Origin of the sequence: Spirillospora sp. NPDC029432, assembly GCF_040703975.1 — a bacterium.
Taxonomy (GTDB): Bacteria; Actinomycetota; Actinomycetes; order Streptosporangiales; family Streptosporangiaceae; genus Spirillospora.
In genome coordinates this window covers 201,047-223,334 of record NZ_JBEZWH010000001.1, presented here as the reverse complement: position 1 = coordinate 223,334, position 22,288 = coordinate 201,047, and the positions used below count along the sequence as shown (strand labels likewise).

The 22,288-nt window shown below is 74.4% G+C and carries 18 protein-coding genes; 13 read left to right on the top strand and 5 right to left on the bottom strand.

Going from position 1 to position 22,288, the window contains the following annotated elements; genetic code table 11:
- Positions 1 to 58 precede the first annotated feature (58 nt).
- Entirely contained in the window at positions 59 to 1,480 is a 1,422-nt protein-coding gene (locus AB0881_RS00955) for a M20/M25/M40 family metallo-hydrolase (protein WP_366613225.1), read from the top strand.
- Here AB0881_RS00955 and AB0881_RS00950 read toward each other — a convergent pair.
- Positions 1,477 to 4,632: a DUF4132 domain-containing protein gene (locus AB0881_RS00950; RefSeq protein ID WP_366613223.1), complete on the bottom strand. Its 3,156-nt coding sequence runs from the start codon at positions 4,630 to 4,632 to the stop codon at positions 1,477 to 1,479. The genes AB0881_RS00955 and AB0881_RS00950 overlap by 4 nt on opposite strands.
- Before the next feature lie 83 nt (positions 4,633 to 4,715).
- Between AB0881_RS00950 and AB0881_RS00945 the strand changes: the two genes are divergently transcribed.
- The 4 genes from AB0881_RS00945 to AB0881_RS00930 all read left to right on the top strand — a co-directional run bounded on the left by AB0881_RS00945 (position 4,716) and on the right by AB0881_RS00930 (position 8,025).
- Positions 4,716 to 5,009, top strand: a complete 294-nt coding sequence (locus tag AB0881_RS00945) for a hypothetical protein (RefSeq protein WP_366613222.1) — start codon at positions 4,716 to 4,718, stop codon at positions 5,007 to 5,009.
- Positions 5,010 to 5,140: 131 nt separating this feature from the next.
- The gene (locus AB0881_RS00940) at positions 5,141 to 6,676 is read left to right on the top strand and encodes a ferredoxin reductase family protein (protein WP_366613220.1); all 1,536 of its coding nucleotides are present in this window, start codon (positions 5,141 to 5,143) and stop codon (positions 6,674 to 6,676) included.
- Positions 6,677 to 6,709: 33 nt separating this feature from the next.
- The gene (locus AB0881_RS00935) at positions 6,710 to 7,207 is read left to right on the top strand and encodes an FMN-binding protein (protein WP_366613218.1); all 498 of its coding nucleotides are present in this window, start codon (positions 6,710 to 6,712) and stop codon (positions 7,205 to 7,207) included.
- A complete protein-coding gene (locus tag AB0881_RS00930) occupies positions 7,207 to 8,025 on the top strand; it encodes an FAD:protein FMN transferase (RefSeq protein ID WP_366613216.1) in 819 nt (272 codons plus the stop codon). Before AB0881_RS00935 ends, AB0881_RS00930 begins: the two co-directional genes overlap by 1 nt.
- 159 nt (positions 8,026 to 8,184) lie before the next feature.
- Here AB0881_RS00930 and AB0881_RS00925 read toward each other — a convergent pair whose 3' ends face one another.
- From AB0881_RS00925 to AB0881_RS00915, 3 genes are all read right to left on the bottom strand, one after another.
- Positions 8,185 to 8,664: a hypothetical protein gene (locus AB0881_RS00925; protein ID WP_366613214.1), complete on the bottom strand. Its 480-nt coding sequence runs from the start codon at positions 8,662 to 8,664 to the stop codon at positions 8,185 to 8,187.
- 168 nt (positions 8,665 to 8,832) lie between these two features.
- The gene (locus tag AB0881_RS00920) at positions 8,833 to 10,590 is read right to left on the bottom strand and encodes a sialidase family protein (protein WP_366613212.1); all 1,758 of its coding nucleotides are present in this window, start codon (positions 10,588 to 10,590) and stop codon (positions 8,833 to 8,835) included.
- 102 nt (positions 10,591 to 10,692) lie between these two features.
- Positions 10,693 to 11,436 carry an FCD domain-containing protein gene (locus tag AB0881_RS00915; RefSeq protein WP_366613210.1) on the bottom strand — a complete coding sequence of 248 codons (744 nt, stop codon included), beginning with the start codon at positions 11,434 to 11,436 and terminating at the stop codon, positions 10,693 to 10,695.
- Positions 11,437 to 11,635: 199 nt separating this feature from the next.
- Here AB0881_RS00915 and AB0881_RS00910 point away from each other — a divergent pair, with 199 nt between their 5' ends.
- Genes AB0881_RS00910 through AB0881_RS00880 form a run of 7 tightly spaced genes read left to right on the top strand, consistent with a single transcriptional unit; the run spans position 11,636 to position 19,645 of the window.
- Positions 11,636 to 13,228 (top strand): ABC transporter substrate-binding protein, encoded by a 1,593-nt coding sequence (locus AB0881_RS00910; protein WP_366613208.1) that lies wholly within the window; start codon positions 11,636 to 11,638, stop codon positions 13,226 to 13,228.
- 38 nt (positions 13,229 to 13,266) lie between these two features.
- Positions 13,267 to 14,226, top strand: a complete 960-nt coding sequence (locus AB0881_RS00905; protein ID WP_366613205.1) for an ABC transporter permease — start codon at positions 13,267 to 13,269, stop codon at positions 14,224 to 14,226.
- A complete protein-coding gene (locus AB0881_RS00900; RefSeq protein ID WP_366613203.1) occupies positions 14,223 to 16,184 on the top strand; it encodes a dipeptide/oligopeptide/nickel ABC transporter permease/ATP-binding protein in 1,962 nt (653 codons plus the stop codon). Before AB0881_RS00905 ends, AB0881_RS00900 begins: the two co-directional genes overlap by 4 nt.
- Positions 16,181 to 17,194 (top strand): oligopeptide/dipeptide ABC transporter ATP-binding protein, encoded by a 1,014-nt coding sequence (locus tag AB0881_RS00895; protein WP_366613201.1) that lies wholly within the window; start codon positions 16,181 to 16,183, stop codon positions 17,192 to 17,194. The genes AB0881_RS00900 and AB0881_RS00895 overlap by 4 nt, the downstream gene beginning before the upstream one ends.
- The gene (locus AB0881_RS00890; protein WP_366613199.1) at positions 17,191 to 18,144 is read left to right on the top strand and encodes a dihydrodipicolinate synthase family protein; all 954 of its coding nucleotides are present in this window, start codon (positions 17,191 to 17,193) and stop codon (positions 18,142 to 18,144) included. The genes AB0881_RS00895 and AB0881_RS00890 overlap by 4 nt, the downstream gene beginning before the upstream one ends.
- Entirely contained in the window at positions 18,141 to 18,962 is an 822-nt protein-coding gene (locus AB0881_RS00885) for an ROK family protein (RefSeq protein ID WP_366613197.1), read from the top strand. Before AB0881_RS00890 ends, AB0881_RS00885 begins: the two co-directional genes overlap by 4 nt.
- Complete coding sequence (locus tag AB0881_RS00880) at positions 18,959 to 19,645, top strand: putative N-acetylmannosamine-6-phosphate 2-epimerase (RefSeq protein ID WP_366613195.1); 687 nt, start codon at positions 18,959 to 18,961, stop codon at positions 19,643 to 19,645. Before AB0881_RS00885 ends, AB0881_RS00880 begins: the two co-directional genes overlap by 4 nt.
- Here the strand turns inward: AB0881_RS00880 and AB0881_RS00875 are convergent.
- A complete protein-coding gene (locus tag AB0881_RS00875) occupies positions 19,614 to 20,564 on the bottom strand; it encodes an alpha/beta hydrolase (RefSeq protein ID WP_366613193.1) in 951 nt (316 codons plus the stop codon). The two genes, AB0881_RS00880 and AB0881_RS00875, sit on opposite strands and share 32 nt — an antisense overlap.
- Positions 20,565 to 20,678: 114 nt before the next feature.
- Between AB0881_RS00875 and AB0881_RS00870 the strand changes: the two genes are divergently transcribed.
- Positions 20,679 to 22,286 carry a right-handed parallel beta-helix repeat-containing protein gene (locus tag AB0881_RS00870; RefSeq protein ID WP_366613191.1) on the top strand — a complete coding sequence of 536 codons (1,608 nt, stop codon included), beginning with the start codon at positions 20,679 to 20,681 and terminating at the stop codon, positions 22,284 to 22,286.
- Positions 22,287 to 22,288 lie beyond the last annotated feature (2 nt).

The following is a 22,288-nucleotide window of genomic DNA, read 5'->3' as shown; positions in this document are numbered from 1 at the left end:
CGATCGCTGGCAGCTTTCGACCCTGGACACGCGGTACGGGGGCGCGTACACCCGGTTTGTGACTGACGATGAGGGCCGTACCAGGGCGAGCCGCAGGACCTTTCTCTCCGCTTCGACGGCCGCCGTCACGGCCGGTGCCGCGCTGGGCGCGGCGCCGCCCGCCGCGGCGGCCGGGCCGGACGGCCCCGGGAGGCCCGTCCGGGAGCAGCCGCCGGACGCGGAGCTGCGCGCCCTGCTGCGCGAGATCGACGAGCGCCGGATCGAGGCGATCGTCCGCAAGCTCGCGGGCTTCGGCACCCGGCACACGCTGTCCAGCCAGGACGACCCGCGCCGCGGCATCGGCGCGGCCCGCGACTGGATCCTGGCGGAGCTGCGGCGGTACGCGGCGGCGTCCGGCGGGCGGATGACCGTGGAGGCGCAGTCGTACGTGCAGGAGCCCGCCTCGCGGATCCCGGTCGCGACCCGGATCACGAACCCGATGGCGACGCTGCGCGGCTCGGTGGCACCCGACCGGATCTACGTGGTGTCCGGGCACTACGACTCCCGCGTCTCCGACGTCATGAACGCCACCGCCGACTCGCCCGGCGCCGACGACGACGCGTCCGGGGTGGCGGTCGCCATGGAGCTCGCGCGGGTGATGGCGACCCGGCGGCCGGAGGCGACGATCGTGTTCGCCGCCGTGGCCGGGGAGGAGCAGGGCCTGTACGGGGCCCGGCACATGGCCCGCCGGTACAAGGAGGCGGGCGCCGACGTGCAGGCGATGTTCACCAACGACATCGTCGGCAGCGGCACGGCCGACGACGGCACCCGCGATCCCCGTACGGTGCGGCTGTTCGCCGAGGGCGTGCCGACCGCCGAGACCCCCGCGGAGGCGAACGTCCGGCGGTCGGTCGGCGGCGAGAACGACTCCCCGTCCCGGCAGCTGGCGAGATTCGCCCGCTCGGTCGCCGGCCGGCGCGTGACCGGCATGGACATCCGCGTCATCTACCGGCGCGACCGCTACCTGCGCGGCGGCGACCACATCGGGTTCCTGGAGCAGGGCTATCCCGCGGCCCGGTTCACCGAGCCGCACGAGGACTTCGCGCACCAGCACCAGGACGTCCGCGTCGAGGACGGCAAGCAGTACGGCGACCTGCCCGAGTTCTGCGACTTCCCGTACATCGCCCGCGTCGCCCGGGTGAACGCCGCGGTCCTGTGGTCCCTGGCGCAGGCGCCGGGGACGCCGAGGAACGCCCGCATCCGGACGGACCGGCTCACCAACGACACCGACCTGGTGTGGGACCGCGGCACGGAACCCGATCTCGCCGGGTACGAGGTGGTGTGGCGGGAGACCACCAACCCGGACTGGACGCACGTCCTGCCGGTCGGGAACGTCACCGAGGCCCGCGTCGACCTGTCGAAGGACAACGTGTTCTTCGGCGTCCGCGCCGTGGACCGGGCCGGCCACCGCAGCCCGGTCGCGTTCCCCGTGCCGTCCTAGGACTCGGTGATCGCCGCCAGGTCGGCCAGGACCTCGGAGACGGTAACCGCGTCCAGCCCGCCGAAGCGGGGGTGGTCGTCCCCGCCGCGGAAGTCGCCGGGCTCGGCCGCGAGCCATACGACGTCGAGGATCTGGTCCTCGTTCTGGTCGCCGTACCCGACCTGGATGCCGGGATCGAGGCCGATCACGACGTGCAGGCCGCCGGGGACGGGGCGGGAGATCCAGCGTTCGGTGCCGTTGTCCTGCGGTTCGCCGCGGTACCAGCCGCGCTTCTGAAGCCCGAGGACCTTGCCCCAGGGCGCCGTGCGCCCCTCGAAGCGGGCCAGCCGGACGGCGCCGCGCTCGTCCCCGGTCAGGTGGTGGACGGGCCGGTCCACCTGCGGGAACGGCTGGACGATCTCGTAGTCGGCGAGGACGTGCCGCCACGCGCGGTCCAGCGACACGGCGTGCGGCAGGGTGATCGTCGCGTTCTCGTCCGGAGTGAACGCCTTGTCGTCGATGTCGGCGAACGTGCGGTCCTCGGCGAGCCGGAACGCGGTGCCGTCCGCCGCCCACACCAGCCGCCGCACGAGGTGCCACATCAGGGGATGGTGGACGAGGAGGTCGCGGAACTCGGCGAGGGTCCAGGCGCGGCCGGTCGTCATGGCGAGTTCGAGGCGCCGGACCTGGTTCGGCACGGCCGCCCGGACGTCCTTCTTGAGCCGGCTGAACGCGGCGTGCGCGGCTGGCGCCAGGTCGGGGTCGTCCTTGGCGCCCGGTTTGGGGAGCGCGGCGCGGCGCCTGCCCTCGGCGTCGGTCACGTACGGCTTGAGCTGCTCGTCGAAGCCGACCGTGAAGCGGCGCGGCCCGTAGTCCAGCGTCATGCCGCCGTCGGCGTCGAGGCCGTAGCCGGGAACGAGGCGGTCGGCGAGCTGCTCGCCCGTCAGGCCGAGCCGGCCGGCGACCTCCTCGATCTTCTCCCCCGCCCGCACCTTGATCGCCTTGAATCCGGACTTCCGCGCGATGCCGTCGAGCAGCATCAGCGCGGTCTCCGAGCCGATCAGCGCGAGCGCGTCCAGGCCCCTGACGGCCTTGTGGTGGCCGTTCTCCCCCGGCCAGGCGCGGATGATCGGCTCAAGGCGGCGGGCGGCCGCGTCGTCGCCGAGAAGGCCGGCGGCCGTCAGCGCCCACGCGCCGCCGGGCGCCTCGCCGTACTCGCGCCACCGCTCGAACAGCGCCCACGCGAACGCGGCCAGCGACTCCGCGTCGCAGGCCTCCCGCACCTCGTCCAGGCCCGGCGCGTCCGGCATCGCGAGGAGGGTCAGCAGGTTCCGGACGGCCGTGGCCGGCAGCGCCCTGCCGCCGGTTCTCAGCCGTACCGGAGGCAGCGCGGACGGGTCGGCGAACGGGCCGACCTCCGGGACCTTGCGCGGCGCGAGCTCGCGGGGGCCCGAATCCAGCAGCGTTCCGAGCGCCGCCCGCTGGTCCGGCGCGGCCTCGACGACGGTCTCGTGTCCCAGCTCGCCGGCCAGGAAGTGCAGCGCGCGCTCGGCCGCGTCGCGCCGCTTGCCGGGCTTGCCGAGCGCGGCGGGAAGGAGCAGCCGTACGGCGCCGGCACCGTGCCTTCGCAGCCACGCCTCCGCGTGCGGGCGGCCGGACTTGACGCGCAGCAGCCAGTCGCTCACCAGGAGGGCGACCGGCTCGGCCGCGTACGGCACCACCGCGTGCCCGCACTTCCCCGGCCTCTTCCGCGCGCCCTTGAGGACGGCGTCGAGCGCGTCGAGCCCGAAGCGGGCGGCGAGCGAGGGCACCCAATGCTCGGTCGTCTCCGCGGTGTGGTCGTCCCGCGCCGGGTACCAGCCGTCGAGCAGGTGCCGGACCTCCTCCACCGGGGCGAGCAGGAGAAGGGCCACCTGCTGGTGGCTCGCCAGCCGGCCGGCCTCGAAGTCGGCGATGCGCCCGTCCCACGGCCCGCGCGCCGCGCCGTCGCCGTACCAGCCGGACGGGATGGGGAACCAGGCCGCTTTCCGCCACGCCTCGGCCTCGCCGCCGTCCCAGGCCATGTGCGGTTCCGGTACGGGCAGCCCGGTGACGACCACGGGCTCCGGCCGTTCCGGTTCGCGCGTCCACGGCGCGTCCGCCAGCACGGCCGGAACGCCGTCCAGGTCGCCGTCCGTGGCGGGCCCTCCCGTACCCAGCTCGCGGGCGGCGCGCGCGGGGAAGCGCTCGGCGGCCTTGGCCAGCGCGGCGGAGACGTGCCGGTTGCCGCGGTGCCGGACGAGCGCGCGGAACGCCTCGTCCGACGGCAGGACGGCCAGTGCCTCCGCCAGGTTCTTGCAGCGCGTCGCGTCCTCGACCATCCGGTCCAGGGCGTCGGCCAGCAGCGGCGCGGCGGCCGTTCCGAGTCCCTCGGCCAGGGTCCGGAGCGTCTCCTTCTCGTAGCAGTCGGGGATGGTGAGCGTCGCCCAGTCGCCGAGCAGGTCGAGCTGGTCCGGCGTGCCGAGGGACGCGAACAGCAGGACGCGCGGTACTTCGTCGGGATCGCGGCAGAGTTCGGTCACCCAGTCCCGGCGCCCGGGGAGGAGGTAGGCGGTGACGTAACACTGCACGTGGGTGCGGCGGTGTTCCGCGAGCCGCCGCCAGGCCTCGGCGTACTCCTCCTCGGACGCGGCCGCCAGCAGCGACCGTGCCCGGTGGGCGGCCCGCGCGTCGACCGTTCCCCGCGGCGCGTACCCGATCTGCGCGCAGTGCCGTTCGCGCGCTCCCCGGGGCTGCTCCCACGCGGCTTCCAGCGCGCACCACTCGGTGAACGCGCGGGCCGCGAACGCCGCTCCGTGCTCGAACGCCCAGGCGTCCACGAACTCGTGGCTCCGGACGGACGAGCCCGCCCAGCCGCCGGTGATCCTCGCCAGGACGGCGGCGCCGAGCGGGTCCGGGGTCCCGTCCAGGTGGGCGCGGGCGGCCGCGACCAGGGCGGGGGCGGTCGCCGGGTCCGCGAGCAGGCGTTCGACGTCCGCGCGGGCCTCGTCCAGGGCGCGCGCGGGCGGTTCCGCCGCGGCCGCGCCGAGCGCGATCCTGGGACCGGCGATGCCGCCGTGCCGGGGATGGATGCCGCGGCGCCAGCCCGGCGGGATGGTCAGGACGTCCTCGGCCGGCGGGGGGTGATCGATCATGGAGCATCACCGTACGGGCGGCGGCCGACATTCCATGGCGTTTTCCGTTCGCCGGGGGAGGCGATGGCGAGAGGATGGCGGGCATGGGCGACGTGCGGCGGGCGATGTTCGCGGACGAGCTGGAGATGCGCGGCTCGCCGCTGTGCGACTGCGCCGGGCCCGTGCCGCCGGTCAGCCCGACGACCGGGGCGCCGGTCGCGCACCGGTGCGGCTGCGCCGCCGTGCGCGCCTCGGCGCTGATCCGCCGGGCCGCCTCGCTCACCCGGCACGCCCGCGAGTGCGGCTGCACGGACGCCGACCGCGAGGCCGCGCTGTTCTGGGAGCGCGAGCTGGGCCGGCATCCCGGCAGCCCGCCACCGCCGCCGCGCGGCTCGTGAGGTAGGGCGGGCACGCGCGCCGCCGTGAGGTGAACCGGACGCGCGGGGCCGACCGTACGACATGCCGTCAGGCTCCGGGTGGACGGGACGCTTCCGGAGCGGTGGGCCCCCGAACCCTCACGGAGGTCGGTGTGCACTCTGTCGGCGAGGCGTACGGCAGCGCCTGGGACCGGCGCCGCGTGCGCCAGGCGCCTGATCTGTCGTGGCCGCCGGATCCGCGGCACGGCGCGCGGCCCGAGAACCCGACGGCGGTCCTGGAGGACCCGCGCGGCCCGCGCTACTCGCGGGACGCGGGCCTCTGGGAACGGACCGAGCGCGCGGCGCCCCCGCGGCGGCGGGCGGCACCGGCGCCGGCGGCGCGGACCGCCGGGAACCGGCTGCTGGTCGTCATGCTCTTCTGGGCGCTGCTGGCCACCAGCGTCGCGCTGTGGGTGTTCGGCACGCCGCCCAGCGGCCTCAGCGAGCCCGCCGAGGTCGTCACCGCCGCCGGGCGGGTGACCGGCCTGGTCGGCGGCTACCTGCTGCTCGTGCAGGTGCTGCTGATGAGCCGGGTGTCGTGGCTGGAGACGTGGGTCGGCGGCCGCGACCTGATGCGCTGGCACCGGCGGCTGGGCGCGTACCTGCTGGTGATGGTGCTGGCGCACGCCGGCTACATCACGGTCGGGTACGCGATGACCGACGGCGTCACGATCGTCGCCGAGACCAGGACCCTGTTCGGGACGCTGACCGGCGCGTTCGCCGCGGTCGGGATCATGGTGGCGATCAGCGCGCTGGCGATCCGGGGGCTGCGCCGCCGGCTGCCGTACGAGCTGTGGCACTGGCTGCACCTGGCCACGTACGCGATCCTGATCCTCGGGTACGGGCACCAGTTCACCGAAGGGACCGAGCTGTCCCGGGAGGGCTTCGGCCGCTGGTTCTGGATGAGCCTTTACGCGCTGGTCATCGCGTGCCTGGCATGGGGGCGGGTCGTGGAGCCGCTGTGGTTCAACCTGCGGCACCGGCTCCAGGTGATCGACGTGGTCGCCGAGTCGGACACGATGTTCTCGATCTACGTGGGCGGCCGGCGGCTGGACCGGCTGGAGGCGCGCGCCGGGCAGTACTTCCGCTGGCGGTTCCTGACCGGGAACGGGTGGTGGCAGTCGCACCCGTTCTCGCTGTCGGCGGCACCCAACCAGCAGTGGCTGCGGCTGACGGTGAACGCGGTCGGCGGCCACACCGAGGAGCTGAGCCGGATGCGGCCCGGCGTCCGGGTGCTCGCGAGCGGCCCCTCCGGAACGTTCACCGCGGGCCACCGCACCCGGCCGAAGGCGCTGCTGATCGCCGGCGGCAGCGGGATCGCCCCCATCCGCGCCCTGATGGACGAGCTGCCCGGCGGCACCGCCGTCATCTACCGCGCCACCGGGCCCGGCGACGTCATCTTCCGCGACGAGTTGCGCGGCGTCGCGCACCGGCGCGGCCACGACCTGCGGTACGTGCTGGGCTCGCGGGACGAGCCGGGGCCGCAGCGCCTGTTCACGCCCGAGGGGCTGCGGGAGCTGGTCCCGGACGTCCGCGAGCGCGACGTGTACCTGTGCGGCCCGCCCGGGATGGTGCAGGCCGCGCTCGCCACGCTGCGGCGGCTGCGCGTGCGCCGCGGCCAGATCCACCTGGACCCCTTCGAGTTCTAGACCCAGCCCGTTCTGACCATTGGGAGGTACGTGATGCGCCGAGCCACCGCGGCGGTCGCCGGCACGCTGGCCGGGACCGCCCTGCTCCTCGGGGCCAAGTTCGGGGCGGACGCCGCGTTCGAGGCCGACAACGCCGGGGCGAACCAGGCCGCCGGGGAGAGCGGCGACCTGGAAGCCGAGCCGAGCCCGTCCCGCACGGCGAGCAAGTCGCCGCAGGCGCGGAACACGCGCCGGAGCGCGGCGGGGAACGGGCTGAACGACGGGGTGTACCGCGGGGCGACCTCGGTCAACCGGCACGGCCCCATCCAGGTCACCATCAGGGTGGCGAACGGGCGGATCACCGGCGTCGCCGCCAAGCACGGCACCACCCCCGCCAAGACCCTCCAGGTCAACCGGCGGGCCATCCCCGTCCTGCGGCAGCAGACGCTGCGCGCGCAGGGCGCGCGGGTCGACACCGTCTCCGGCGCCACCTACACCAGCGGCTCGTTCGCCACTTCGCTGCGGTCGGCGCTGGAAGCGGCGAGGGCCTGATGGTGTACCACGTCGAGGACGTCATGGGCACCGCGGTCACCATCGAGATCACCGACCCGCTGCCCGCGGCGACGCTGGCCGGGCTCGTCGAGCGGACGTGCGCCTGGCTGCACGAGGTGGACCGGCGGTTCAGCACGTACCGCGAGGACAGCGAGATCAGCCGGCTGGACCGCGGCGAGCTGTCCCTCGCGGACTGCTCGCCGGACACCCGCGCCGTGCTGGACGCCTGCGAGGCGCTGCGCCGCGAGACCGGCGGCACCTTCGACGCGCGGGCGGCCGGGCGGCTCGACCCGTCCGGGTACGTGAAGGGCTGGTCGGTCGAGGTCGCGTCGGCGCGGCTGGCGCGGGCGGGGGCGCTCAACCACTGCGTGAACGCGGGCGGCGACGTCCGCGGCCGGGGGCGCCCCGAGCCGGGCCGCGACTGGCGCGTCGGGATCCGGCATCCGTGGGAGCCGGACCGGTCGGCCTGGGTGGTCGCCGGCACGGACTTCGCGGTCGCCACGTCCGGGACGTACGAGCGCGGCCCGCACGTCATCGACCCGCACTCCGGCGAGCCCGCGCGCGCCCTGCGCTCGGTCACCGTCACGGGACCCGACCTGGGGCTCGCGGACGCGTACGCCACCGCCGCGCTGGCGATGGGCATGGACGGCCTGCTGTGGCTCGCGCGGCTGGCCGATTCGGGCTCCGGGTACGAGTCGGCCGCCATCACGAACGACGGGCACGCCTACACCTCCGGCGGCCTGCCGGTCGCCCCAGACGACCCCACCGCCGACCCCCCCGCCGCCCCCGAGCCCGAGCCCGCCGCCGCGCGCACCTGAGAGGACGGCTCCATGCACCGCTTCTTCTTCGTTCTGGTCACGATGGCGCTGGCGGCGGGGCTGGGCATGTCGGTCGCGCTCAGCGTGAACGCGCCGCCGCCCAGCCCCGCCGCCGACCGCCCCTGACCGCGGCCCCGGCCGCGGTCCCCGGCTAGGGCGCTACGCCGACGAGGCGACCATGCCCACCACGCACAGGAGCGCGAACGCCCCGGCCAGGACGCCCATCACGTACAGCGAGAGCCGTCCGGGCCGCCGGCTGGTGACCAGGGAGGCCAGGCCCCACGGGAGCGGTACGAGGAAGACCATCCCGAGCGCGGGCAGCGCCAGCGACGCGAGCCGGCCCTGGGTGCCCGCGGGCGCCGCGTGCTCCCCGTCCGGCCGCAGTTGAGCCGGGAACATCTCGCCCTCGTCCGAATCCGGCGGGAGATGGACGTCCTCGGTCGCGGCGCGGCGCGGGTCCGCCGGCTCGAAGCGGCCGCGGCAGTCGTAGCGGTCGTCGCCGAGGTCCGCGCAGTACTGGACGACGGCCGTCCCCGGCTCGCCGGTCAGCCCGAACGCGAGCCGCATGTCTCCCAGGGAGAACAGGATCGGCATCAGCCCCAGGGCGAGCCACATGGAGAAGAGGACGATGACGCCCACCGGGCTCGTCTTGTCTCCGGATTTTTTGTCTCCGGAGTTCTTGGCGCCTGAGTTCTGGGCGGCTGATCGTGACATCGGGCTCCCTTCGAGTACGTGGGAGCACCGGGTAGGACGCGCGCGGACGCGTCCTGGTTCCCGCCCTGGTTCCCGCCCTGGTCCCCGCGGCCGTCACGACTCGATCCAGGGCAGGGTGAACCGGGTGAAGACGATGCCGCCGGTGTCGCCGATCTCGTACAGGTTCCCCACGGAGCCGTCAGGCAGCACGGCCATCGTGGAGTAGCCGGCGGCGCCCGGCTTGACCAGCGCCTCGCGCGGCCAGCTCGTCCCGTCGTCGCGGCTGACCCGTACCGTCAGGTTCGTCCGGCTCGTCGCGGCGGTGTTGCTGTGCAGCGCGACGTTCGTGAGCGTCGGTGTTCCGGCGGCCGGGCGCACGTGGGAGATCTCGTCGCCGTTGACGCCGGGGTCGATGAGCCCGCTGTTCCAGCTCGTCCCGAACGGTGCGGTGACGTCGGCCGCGGTCGCGTACCAGCGGTTGCCGCCGCCGTTGTTGCGCATGTTCTGCGCGACCCGGCCGGTGGAGCGCTGGACGGCCTTGCTCTCGTTCACGCCGGTGGCCGCGGCCGTGCCGTTGCGCCAGGTCCGGCCCTGGTCGTCGGAGTAGATGTTGGACGCGTGGTCGCCGGTCGCGTCCTTGTAGACGATCGGCTGCACGAGCCGTCCCGAGGCGAGCTGGATCCCGTGCCCGGACGAGGCGAACATGCCCGCCCAGTCCGGCTTGCGCACCTGCGGGTTCAGGTCGACCGGGGCGCTCCAGGTGGCGCCGTCGTCGGTGGAGGCCACGTACCGGATGTGCGTGTTGTCCGGCGCGGTCTCGGACGTGTCGCCGGGGGTGGAGGAGAAGTAGCCGACGCCGGGGCGCGGCGAGTACGTGAAGAAGCAGAAGATCTTGCCGGTGCGCCGGTCGACGAGCAGGCTCGGGTCGCCGTACCCCTGGGACGTGGCCGGCGCCTTCGCGATGATCTTCGGGGTGCTGAACGTGGTGCCGCCGTCGGTGCTGCGCGCCATGGCGATCTGGATGTTGTTGGTGCCGCCGCCGAGGTCGTAGCTGCCGTCGACGCGCGCGTCCATGGTGGCGATGACCGTTCCGCCGTTGGAGACCGCCAGCGCGGGGATGCGCACGGACTTGGCGGCCTTGCCCAGCCCCTCGATCACGGTGGACGTGGTCAGCACGGTCCGCGCGTTCATGCCCGGCTCGCCGGCGTCCAGGCCGCAGCCGGTGGAGCCCGAGAGCGTCCGCGTCCAGGAGCCGGCCGAGACCTGGACGTTGTACGCGGTGCCGTCGGGGACCGTCCAGTAGAGGGAGTCGTCGCCCGCTCCCGCCGGGACGCTGACCGTGGACGTGGAGCGTCCGGGCCAGGTGACGGTGAACGATCTGGCGGCGGGCGTGCGGTTGGCGAGGATCAGGCGGAGGCGGTGCGGGGAGCCGCAGTCCATGGTGGCGCGGGCGCTGATGGCGGTGGAGCAGTCGAGGACGCCGCTGTCGGTCTGGTCGAAGCCCTCGGGCGTGGTCGTCCGGAGCGTGTAGGCGGTGCCGGTCGGCTTGGTGAAGTGGAAGTGCGCGCTGTCGCCGGCCGCGACGCGGGCCGTCCAGGTGCCGGTGCCGGGCCAGGTGAGGGTGAACGTGGTGGCCGCGGCGGTCCGGTTGACGACGGTCGCCTGGATGCGGCTCGACGTGCAGTCCTGCGTGACGGTGGCGGACTGGCCGGGGGCGTCGGCGTGCGCGGCCGGGGGCGCGGACGCCAGGGCGAGGACGGGGAGCGCGGCGGCCGCCGCGGCAGCGGCGGTCCCGCGTCGGCCGGGTGCGCGGCGGGGAGCGGGCCGGGCGTGCGGGGGCCTGGGTTGCTGAGGTCGGGCGTGCGGGGGCATGGCTTCACCCTTCGGACGGACCAGCTGGGATGTGGGACGTAGGATGTCCCTCCCTCGGGGAAGCTAGGCGGGACGGCCCCGCCCGTCAACCCCCGGCGCCCCTCAGGCCCCGGACGCCGCGGAGTCCCGGCCGAGCTCCAGCCGGACCCTGATGCCGCGGAAGTGCGCGGCCATCGCGGCGGCGGCCGCGGTGCGGTCGCCCGCGAGCAGCGCGTCGTAGATGTCGCGGTGCCGCTGCGCGACGTCGGCCGCCTCCTGGACGACCGGCGGCAGATCGTGCTGGAGCGTCCGGTACACGTCCCAGAACGCGCCGAGCAGCTGGCTGACGATCGGGTTGCCCAGCGGCTTGTACAGCAGCTCGTGGAACAGCCGGTCGGTCTCCGGCGTCACCTCGCCGGCCGCCGCCTCGGCCTCCATCCGCCGCACGATCTCGTCCAGCTCGGGCGAGCCGGCGGTCAGCCCGCGGTCGATGACCTGCTCGATCAGCCCGCGCTCCAGGATCTCCCGGACGTCGACCAGGTGGGCGAGGTCGTCGCGGCCCTGCCGGCGGGACATCCGGGCGTGGAAGGTCAGCTCGTCGACCAGCGCGCCGAGCGACATCCGGCCGACGTACATGCCGAACCCGTGCCGGATCTCCACGATGCCCACGGCCTGCAGCGCCTTGAGCGCCTCGCGCAGCGAGTTGCGGCTGACGTCCAGCTCCTCGACCAGCTCGAACTCGGTGGGCATCGGGTCGCCGACCGCGAGGCCGCGCTCCAGGATCAGCTGCTTGATCCGCTGCTGCACCTCCTCGGTCCGGCTGGCCCGGCCGCTCGTCGAGCGCCCCCGCGTCCGGCCTGCGGTCATCAGCTCACGCTCCCCATACCGTCGTTCACCCGGCGTCGCCTCGCGCACCGGCCCTTGACCTGGCCGGTGCCGCGCCCTACGGTACACCGACGAGTGACGTTGGACGTCCTACCTCCCCCGGGACCTGCGTCGCCGCCCACCGCTCCACCGCTCAGCCCCCGAAAACCCCCCGACATCCCTCCGAACACCGGGAGACGACGTGACCGATCTCCAGTCCGCCCGCGGCCTGAACCGCCGCGACTTCCTGCGCTACTCCGGACTGCTCGGCGCCGCGGCGACGATCACCGCGAGCGTGGCCGCGTGCGGCGGGCCCTCCTCCACCGGCGCCGGTGCGGGCGGCGACAAGAACACCATCCAGGCCGCGCTCTCCTACGCGCTGTCCGGCGGGTTCGACCCGATGACCGCCTCCAGCGCCGTCGCCGTGGCCGCCAACCTGCACGTGCTGGAGCCGCTGGTCGACCTGGACCCGGTGTCGCGGGCGCCGTACAACGCGCTGGCCAAGGAGAGCCCGAGCAAGGTCGACGACACGACCTACCGCGTCACGCTCCGGGACGGCGCCACGTTCCACGACGGCTCGCCCGTCACCGCCGACGACGTCGTGTTCAGCTTCGAGCGGGTGCTGGAGGAGAAGAACGCCTCGCTGTTCGCGCAGTTCCTCCCGTTCCTCAAGGAGGTGAAGAAGGTCGATGGCAGGACCGTCGAGTTCACGCTGAAGTACGCCTTCGCCCTCTTCGGCGAGCGGCTCTCGGTCGTCCGGATCGTGCCGAAGAAGCTCGTCCAGGCGGACCAGAAGAAGTTCGACTCGCTGCCGGTCGGGTCCGGCCCGTACCGGCTCACCGCTGCCAACGCCGGCGACGGGCTGTCGTTCGCGAAGTTCGACGCCTACAACGGCCCGCGGCCCGCGAAGGTCGCCAAGATGACCTGGCTGCTGCTGACCGACCCGAACGCCCGCGTCACCGCCCTCCAGTCCGACCGCGTCCAGGCGATCGAGGCCGTCCCGTACCTGAACGCCGGCGCGCTGGCCAAGAAGAGCGACGTGCGGTCGGTGCAGAGCTTCGGGCTGCTGTTCCTGATGTTCAACTGCAAGGTCGAGCCGTTCGACGACGTGCGCGTACGGCAGGCGCTGCACTACGCGATGGACACCGAGAATCTCATCAAGACGGCGCTGCTCGGCAACGCCACCGCCGCGACCAGCTTTCTGCAGGCCGAGCACCCCGACTACGTCAAGGCGTCCACGGTCTACGGGTACGACCCGGCGAAGGCGAAGAAGCTGCTCGCCGACGCGGGCGTGAGCAACCTCAAGGTCGAACTGCTCACCACCGACACCGACTTCGTCAAGGACTGCGCGCCCCTCATCAAGCAGAGCTGGGACGCGATCGGCGTCTCCACCACGCTGAACGTCGGCCAGTCCGGCGGGCAGTACGCCAACCGCGTCGACACCGGCAAGTACCAGGTCATGGCCGCGCCCGGCGACCCGTCGGTGTTCGGCAACGACGTCGACCTGCTGATGCGCTGGTTCTACGTCGGCACCTGGCCCGAGACCCGCAGCTACAACTCCGGCACGGCCGAGGCGAAGAAGGTCGTCTCGCTGCTGGACGAGGCGGCGCGCGAGACGGACGCGGCGGCCCGCAAGAAGCTGTGGGGCCAGGCCATCGACATCGTCGCCGAGCAGGCCGCGCTGTACCCGATCTTCCACCGCAAGCTGGTGACGGCCTGGGACGGCAAGGCGCTCGCGGGCTTCCAGCCGGTCGCGACCACGGGCCTGTCGTTCCTGAACGTCGGCCGCGCCTGACCGAGCCCGACTGAACTGACAGAACGGACACCACCTAGATGGCGACCATCCTGCGGATGGCGGCGGGACGGCTGCTGGCCCTGATCCCCATGATCCTGGGCGTCACGCTGTTCGTCTTCGTCGTCCTGCGGTTCTCCCCGAACGATCCCGCGTACAACGCCCTCGGCGAGGGGTCGACGCCCGAGGCGCGGGAGGCGTACGCGGCCGCGAACGGGCTCGACGACCCGCTGCCGGTGCGCTACGTCCGGTTCCTCGGCGACCTGCTCCAGGGCGATCTCGGGGTCACCGCGCCGCCGAGCCGCCCGGTGACCGGCGCGATCGGGACCGCCTTCCCGCTCACCCTGCAGCTCACCCTGCTGTCGGTCCTCGTCGGCGTGGTCTTCGCGCTGCTGCTCGGGGTGACCGCGGCGCTGTTCCGGGACCGCTGGCCCGACCAGCTCATCCGGGTGGTGTCCATGGCGGGCGTCGCGATGCCCTCGTTCTGGCTCGGCATCCTGCTGATCCAGCAGTTCGCGCTGCGGCTCGACTGGTTCCCGACCGGCGGGTACGTCAATCCGGCCGACTCGTTCGGCGGGTGGCTGAACAGCATGGCGCTGCCCGCGCTGGCGGTCGGGTTCCCGGTCGGGTCGCTGCTCGCCCGCGTCGTCCGTACCGCGATGGTCGAGGAGCTGGACCGCGACTACGTGCGGACGGCGATCGGCGGCGGCCTGCCGCCCGTGGTGGTCGTCGGCCGCAACGTGCTGCGGAACGCGCTGATCACCCCGCTGACCGTGCTCGGACTCCAGATCGGTTACCTGCTGAGCGGTGCCGTGGTGGTCGAGGCGATCTTCGGGCTGCCGGGCCTCGGCACCCTCATCATGCAGGGCGTGACGGCGGGCGACCCGGCCCTGGTGCAGGGCGTGGTGCTGTCGATCGCGCTGGCGTTCCTGCTGGTCAACCTGCTGGTCGACATCCTCTACCTGTTCGCCAACCCCCGGCTGAAGGGAGCGACGCGATGAGCGGCGCCGCACGTGCCCCGCTGGCCGCGCCCGTCCGCGCGCTGCGCCGGCTGCGGCCCGCGTCCCGCGCCGCGCTGGCGGTGCTGCTGGTGATCGTGGCGGCCGCGCTGTGCGCGCCGCTGATCGCGCAGCACGATCCGCTGACCACCGGGATGGCGGGGCAGGCCCCGTCCGCCGAGCACTGGTTCGGCACCGACCGGGTCGGCCGCGACGTGTTCGCCCGCGTCCTGCACGGCGCGCGCTGGTCGCTGGCGATCGGGCTGGGCGCCGCGCTGCTGGCGCTGCTCGCCGGCGCGCTGCTCGGCTCGCTGGCCGCCACCTCGCACCGCGCCGTCGATGAAGTGATCATGCGGTGCCTGGACGTGGTGATGGCGTTCCCCGCCGTCGCGCTGGCCGCCGTGCTGGTCACCGTGTTCGGCAAGAGCCTGCCGGTGCTGATCGGCACGATCGCGTTCCTCTACACGCCGCAGATCTCGCGGGTCGTGCGGGCGAACGTCCTGGCGCAGTACGGCGAGGACTACGTCGCGGCGGAGCGCGTCATCGGCGCCCGCCGCGGCCACATCCTGCGCCGGCACGTCGTGATCAACTGCGCGGCGCCGGTGCTGGTGTTCGTCACGATCGTCGTCGCCAACGCGATCGTGTTCGAGGCGAGCCTGTCGTTCATCGGCGCGGGCGTGCAGGACCCGGACCCGTCGTGGGGCAGCGTGATCGCCTACGGCAAGGCGCTGGTACTGTCGGGCGGCTGGTGGGCGACGTTCTTCCCCGGCCTGTTCATCCTGGTCTCGGTGCTGGTGCTGAACGTCCTGTCCGAGGGCGTGTCGGACGCCTGGGCCGCGCCCGCCGGCCGTACCGGCGACGATGCGGCCACCGCCCCCGCAGCGGTCGCGGTGGAGCGGCCCGAACGGGACGAGGCGCGCGACGCCACCGTGGACGAGGGGCTGCGCGAGGCGGGCCAGCGGCTCGCCGAGCGGGCCCGGCCGCTGCCCGAGGGCGAGCCGCTGCTGAGCGTCCGCGACCTCACGATCGGGTTCCCCGACCGGTACGGCGACGTGAACGTGGTCGACAAGGTGTCCCTGGACGTGCGGCCCGGCGAGGTCGTCGGGCTGGTCGGCGAGAGCGGCTGCGGCAAGAGCCTCACCAGCCTCACGGTCATGGGCCTGGAGCCGCGCGCCGCGAGGATCGGCGGCGAGCTGCTGTTCGACGGCCGCGACCTGCGCACCATGCGGGCCCGCGAGCGGCGCAGGCTGCTCGGCCACGACATGGCGATGATCTACCAGGACGCGCTGTCGTCGCTGAACCCGGCGATGACCGTCCGCGCCCAGCTCCGCCAGCTCACCCGGCGCGGCGGCACCCGCACCCCGGCCGAGCTGCTCGAACTGGTCGGCCTGGACCCCGAGCGGACGCTGCGCAGCCACCCGCACGAGCTGTCGGGCGGCCAGCGGCAGCGGGTGCTGATCGCGATGGCGCTGTCGCGGGACCCGCGGCTGGTCATCGCCGACGAGCCGACCACCGCGCTGGACGTGACCGTCCAGGCCACGGTCATGCGGCTGCTGCTGCGGCTGCGCGCCGAGCTCGGCTTCGCGCTGGTCCTCGTCTCGCACGACCTCGCGCTGGTCGCCGACGTCACCGACCGCGTCGTGGTGATGTACGGCGGGCAGGTCGCCGAGACCGGCGTGACGGCCGACGTCGTCGCCGCGCCGCGGCACCACTACGCGCGCGGCCTGCTCGGCGCCGTCATGTCGCTGGAGACCCCGGACGCGCGGCCCGCGCAGATCCCCGGCGTCGTGCCGTCGCCGTCGCACTTCCCGGCGGGCTGCCGGTTCGCCGGCCGGTGCGCCGCCGCCACGGACGCGTGCTCGGTACGGCCGGAGCCGTCCGGCGACGGGCACCGGCACGCGTTCGCCTGCCACCACCCCCTCGGCGCGGCCGCCGGGGCGAAGACGGGAGGCACCCGATGAGCACGCCCGTGATGGAGCTGCGGGACGTCCACGTACGGCATCCCGTCCGTACCGGATCCGTCTTCCGGCGCGCCCACGTGCACGCCCTGACGGGGGCGGACCTCGCCGTCGCCCCCGGCGAGACGGTCGGGATCGTCGGCGAGTCCGGATGCGGCAAGTCCACGCTCGCGAAGGTCCTGGTCGGGCTCCAGCGGCCCACCTCCGGGACGGTCCTGTTCGAGGGCGACGACCTCGGGACGCTCCGCTCGGCCGACCGGTCCCGGCGGCTCGGCGCGTCCGTCGGGATGGTCTTCCAGGACCCGGCCACCGCCCTCAACCGGCGGCTGCCCGTCCGCGCGATCCTGCGCGACCCGCTCGACGTCCACCGGCGCGGCACGCCCGCCGAGCGGGACGAGCGCGTCCGCGAGCTGATGTCGCTGGTCGGGCTGCCGGCGTCGGCCGCCGCGGCGCTGCCCGGGCAGCTGTCGGGCGGGCAGCGGCAGCGCGTCGCGATCGCCCGCGCGCTGATGCTGGAGCCGTCGCTGCTGGTCGCCGACGAGCCCACCTCGGCGCTGGACGTGTCCGTCCGCGCGCAGATCCTCAACCTGCTGCTGGACCTGAAGGACCGGCTCGGGCTGTCGATGGTGTTCGTGTCGCACGACATCCAGACCGTCCGCCGCGTCTCCGACCGCGTCGTCACCATGTACCTCGGCCGGATCGTCGAGGACGCCCCGGCCGGCGCGGTGACCGCCGGCGACACCCGCCACCCGTACACGCGGGCGCTGATGTCGGCGACCCCCAGCCTGCTCGACCCGATGGAGCCGATCCGGCTGGAGGGGCCCGTCCCGTCGGCGGTGCGCCCGCCCAGCGGCTGCCCGTTCCGGACCCGCTGCTGGCGCGCCACCGGCGAGTGCGGGACGGCCATGCCCGATTTCGCGCCCGCGTCCGAGCCCGGGCACCTGTTCCGGTGCCTGCACCCCATCACCGACCCGGCCGACCTCGCCGTCGCCGTGACCAAGGAGAATCCGTGACCGCCGCTCCCGCCGACCCGTCCGGACGTCCCGCGCCGGGCGGCGTCGTCCCGCCCGTCTGCACGCCGCTGACCCCCGGGCTGGAGGTCGACACCGCGTCCCTGGAGCGGCTCGTCGGGCACCTCCTCGACGCCGGCGTGGACGGGCTGTTCGTGCTCGGCTCCACCAGCGAGGTCGCGTTCCTGCCGGACGCGCACCGGCGCACCGTGCTGGAGACGGTCGTCAAGCACGTCGCGGGGCAGGTCCCGGTGCTGGCCGGCGCGATCGACATGACCACCCTGCGGGTGATCGAGCACTCCCGGGCCGCGGCCGAGATCGGCTGCGACGGCATCGTGGCGACCGCGCCGTTCTACACCCGCACGCACCCGGCGGAGATCGAGCGGCACCTGCGGGACGTCGCCGCCGCCGTGCCGGTCCCCCTCTACGCCTACGACCTGCCGGTCTCGGTGCACAGCAAGCTGGACGCCGGGATGCTGCTGCGGCTGGCCGCCGAGGGCGTGCTGGCGGGCGTGAAGGACTCCAGCGGCGACGACGGCGGGATGCGCACGCTGCTGCTGCGGCTGCGCGAGGCGGGCACGACCGGCTTCAGCGTGCTGACCGGCGCCGAGCTGACCGTCGACACCGCCGTCGCCATGGGCGTGCACGGCGTCGTCCCGGGCCTCGGCAACGTGGACCCGGCGGGCTACGTCCGGCTGTACCGGCACGCCTCCGAGGCACGCTGGGACGAGGCGCGCGCGGAGCAGGAGCGGCTGCTGCGGCTGTTCGACATCGTCAACGCCGGCGGCACCGACCGGATGGGGCGCGGGTCGTCCGCGCTGGGCTCGTTCAAGGCCGCCCTGCACCTGCTCGGCGTGATCGACTGCCCGGTCACGGCCCCGCCGCAGATCCCGCTGGACGCCGCCGAGACCGACCGGGTCCGCCGCCTGCTGGTGGCCGCCGGACTGCTGTGACCGGCCTGTACGCGGCGCTCGACATCGGCGGGACCAAGATCGCCGCCGCGCTGGCGGACGGGGATGGAACGGTCCTGCGCCGCGCCCGCGTGCCGACCCCGCGCGGCGGCGGCACGGCCGTCCTGGACGCGGCCGCCCGCCTCCTGGACGGCTTCGCGGCCGAGGACGTCGCGGCGATCGGCGTCGGCGCCCCCGGCGTCGTCGACCCGGCGGGCCGCGTCGTGTCCGCCACCGACGTCCTGCCCGGCTGGGCGGGCACCCCCGTACGGGAGGCGCTCGCGGAGCGTACCGGCCTGCCCGTAGCGGTCGTCAACGACGTGCGCGCCATGGCGTACGGCGAGGCCCGCGCGGGCGCGGGCGCGGCCTTCCGCCGCGTCCTGCACGTGTCCGTCGGCACGGGCGTCGGCGGCGCCCTCACCACGGCCGGGGAACTGGAACGCGGAGCCCACGGCACCGCGGGCGAGCTGGCGCACCTGCTCGTCCCGGAACGGGGGCCGGTGCCGTGCGGCTGCGGCCGCCGCGACCATCTGGAGGCCGTCGCCGCCGGCCCCGCCATCGCCGCCACCGGCGACCCCGCCGGCGCGGGCGGCGTCCTGGGCCGGGCGCTGGCCGGGCTCCTCGCCGTCCTGGACCCCGACGCGGTCGTGCTCGGCGGCGGCGTGGCCCAGATCGGCGCCCCGTTCCTGGACGCGGTGACGGCCGCGTTCCGCGCCGAGGCCCTCCCGCCCCTGCGCGCCCTCCCGATCCTCCCCGCCGCCCTGGGCACCGACGCCCCCCTGGTGGGCGCCGCCCTCCTAGCGAAGAGAGCAGTCACGTGAATCCGGAATCGTTCGCCGCGCTCGCGCGCGGGCGGCTGATCGTCTCCTGCCAGGCCGGGCAGGGGCATCCGCTACGCGACACCGCCGCGCTCACCCGGATGGCGCGGTCCGCCGTTGCGGGCGGGGCGGTCGCGATCCGGTGCGGCGGGGTCGGCGGGGTCGCGGACGTGGCGGCCATCGCGGGCGCCGTGGACGTCCCCGTCATCGGGCTGACCAAGGACGGGACGGACGGGGTGTTCATCACGCCCACCGTCGCGGCGGCCCGCGCGGTCGTGGCGGCGGGCGCGCGGATCGTGGCGGCGGACGCCACGTTCCGGCCGCGGCCGGACGGGCGCCCCCTCGGCGAGTCGATCGCGGCCGTGCACGAGGCGGGGGCGCTGTTCATGGCGGACGTCGCCACGCTGGAGGAGGGCGTGGCGGCGGACGCCGCGGGCGCCGACATCGTGGCCACCACCCTCGCCGGGTACACGGGACCCGGCCCGGTCCCGGACGGGCCGGACCTGGATCTCGTGCGGGCGCTGCGGCGGAGGCTGCCGGCCGCGGTGATCGTCGCCGAGGGCCGCTACCACTCCCCCGAGGCGGCCGCGGCGGCGCTGGCGGCGGGCGCGACGTCGGTGGTGGTCGGGACCGCGATCACCGATCCGCGGTGGATCACGTCGCGGTTCGCGGCCGCGCTCGGCTGAGCAGGTCGCGCAGGTCGGCGGCGGCCTGCCGGGCGGCGCGCTCGGCCGCGCCGGAGACGCCGCCCAGGCCGAAGTAGCCGTGGTTGAGCGTCGGCCACTCGCGGTGGACCACCGGGACGCCGGCGGCGCGGAGCGCGGCGGCGTACGCGTTGCCCTCGTCGCGCAGCGGGTCGAAGCCGGCCGTGTGGACGACCGCGGGCGGGAGGCCGGAGAGGTCGGCGGCGCGGCACGGGGACACGCGCCAGTCGTCCCACTCGGCGGGCCGGGCGTACAGCCCGGCGAACCACGCCATGCCCGCCCGCGTGAGCCCGTACCCCTCCGCGCGTTCCGTCCGGGAGGGGTAGCGGGCGTTCACCTCCGGGTCCTCGTAGCCGCCGGTGACGTCGATGACGGGCACGATGAGGAGCTGGCCCGCCAGCGGCACGCCGCGGTCGCGGCAGGCGAGGGCGACGGACGCGGCCAGCTGCCCGCCCGCGCTGTCACCGGCGACGACAACCCGCTCGCCCGTGCCCGCGATCTCCTCGGTCACGGCCAGGCAGTCCTCGAACGCCGCCGGGAACGGGTGCTCGGGCGCCAGCCGGTATTCCACGCCGGCGACGCTCCAGCCGGTCTCGCCCGCCAGCCGGCGCATGTGCTGGAGGTGGGTGCGCATGTCCCCGGCGATCCAGCCGCCGCCGTGGAAGAACACGATCGTCGTCCCGGGCGTGCGGCCGGCGGGCTCGGTGACGCGCACCGGCACGGAGCCGTGGCGGACGTCGCGTTCCGCGGCCGGCACGGGCGGATCGGCGAGGAGTGCGCGGGACCGGTCGTTCACCGCCACGGAGTGCCGCCGGGCGCCTGCCACGGAGGTGTCGGCGGCCGTCGGGTCCTGCGCCCGCCGCCGCAGCCATTCCGCGATGCCGTCATCGAACCTGTTCACGAAGCTCCCTTCCCAAGACATCGGACATCCTATGTCCGAGAGGGGTGGGGATGGCCTTAAGTGGCCGGTGAGTGGGCCTGGGCAGAATCGCGAGCACCGTTCATATTCCGGGCCATGAAGGGCAAGCGCGTACCGCGCGGCGCAGTCGTCGCGCTCGTCGTCACCGTCACCCTCGGGCTCCTGGCCGCCCCGGCCTTCGCCCACGCCGAGCGGGAGGTCAGGTTCCCCGCCGGCACCGGCGAGGTCCCCACCTACCGGAAGGCCCCCGCCTCGCCCCGGCTCGTGGTGTGCAAGCCGGACTCGGCCGAACGCATCAGGAGCTACACCGGATGGCTCCGGACGCTCAACGAGCGGCTCCTGGCCGAGTGCTCGTACCGGCACATCCAGGCCGCGGTGAACGCCGTCGGGAAGCGCGGCACGACGATCTACGTGCTCCCCGGGACGTACCGCGAGGAGCCCAGCCGCGCCGCGCCGAGCGAGCGCTGCGCCCCGCTGGAGGGCAAGGACCTGCTCACGTACGCCGAGCAGTACGCCTGCCCGAACCTCCAGCAGCTCGTGGCGATCTTCGGGGACCGGACGCCGGACGACGACGACTACTCGTGCGACAGCCCGCGCTGCGACCTCCAACTGGAGGGCACCGGCCGGGAGATGACCGACGTCGTCATCGAGGGCGGATTCAAGGACGACGGGAGCTGGGCGAAGCTCAACGGCATCCGCTCCGACCGCGCCGACGGCTTCTACCTGCGCAACATCACCACGCAGCTCTTCGAGTTCAACGGGGTCTACATCCTGGAGCAGGACGGCTTCGTGATCGACCGCGCGCTGGCCCGCTGGAACGAGGAGTACGGCTTCCTCACCTTCGCCAGCGACCACGGCCTCTACACCGACTGCGAGGGCCACGGCAACGGCGACGCCGGCATCTACCCCGGCTCCGCCTCACCGCTCAACGGCCGCCGCCACTCCATCGAGATCCAGCGGTGCGATTCCCACCACAACGCGCTCGGATACTCGGGCACGGCGGGCGACTCGGTCTACGCGCACGACAACGCGTTCCACCACAACTCGGCGGGCGTGTCGATGGACAGCGCGTTCCCCGGCCACCCCGGCCTGCCGCAGAACCACGCCACGTTCGAGAACAACCTCATCTACAGCAACAACGAGAACTACTACGGCAACATCTGGGACGGCACCTGCGCCAAGCCGCCGCGCGACCGCGGCCACGAGCGCGGCGTCGTGTGCCCGGCACCGCCCATCCCGGTCGGCACCGGCCTCCTCCTCGGCGGCGGCAACGACAACAGCTACGCGCACAACCGGCTGTACGACAACTGGCGCAGCGGCTTCCGGCAGATCTGGGTGCCCGCGCCGATCCGCGGCGAGAACGACCTGGCGAAGTTCCGCGACACCTCGCACCGCAACCGCTACACCCGCAACGCCTTCGGCATCGCCCCCGACGGCGGGAGGCTCCCGAACGGCCTCGACGTCTGGTGGGACGAGCAGGGCGACGGCAACTGCTGGCAGGACAACACCTCGTCGTACGGAACGGTCAGGTCCGATCCGGCGAAGCTGCCGACCTGCGACCGGCCGTCCGGCTGGACGGTCTTCTCGCTGATCGGCCGGCCGTCCAAGGTGCTGTCCGGCCTGCCGTGCTCGGAGTACGGGCGCGACAGGCCGAGACCGCAGGGCTGCGACTGGTTCGACACGCCCCCGCGCCCCGCGGGCTGACG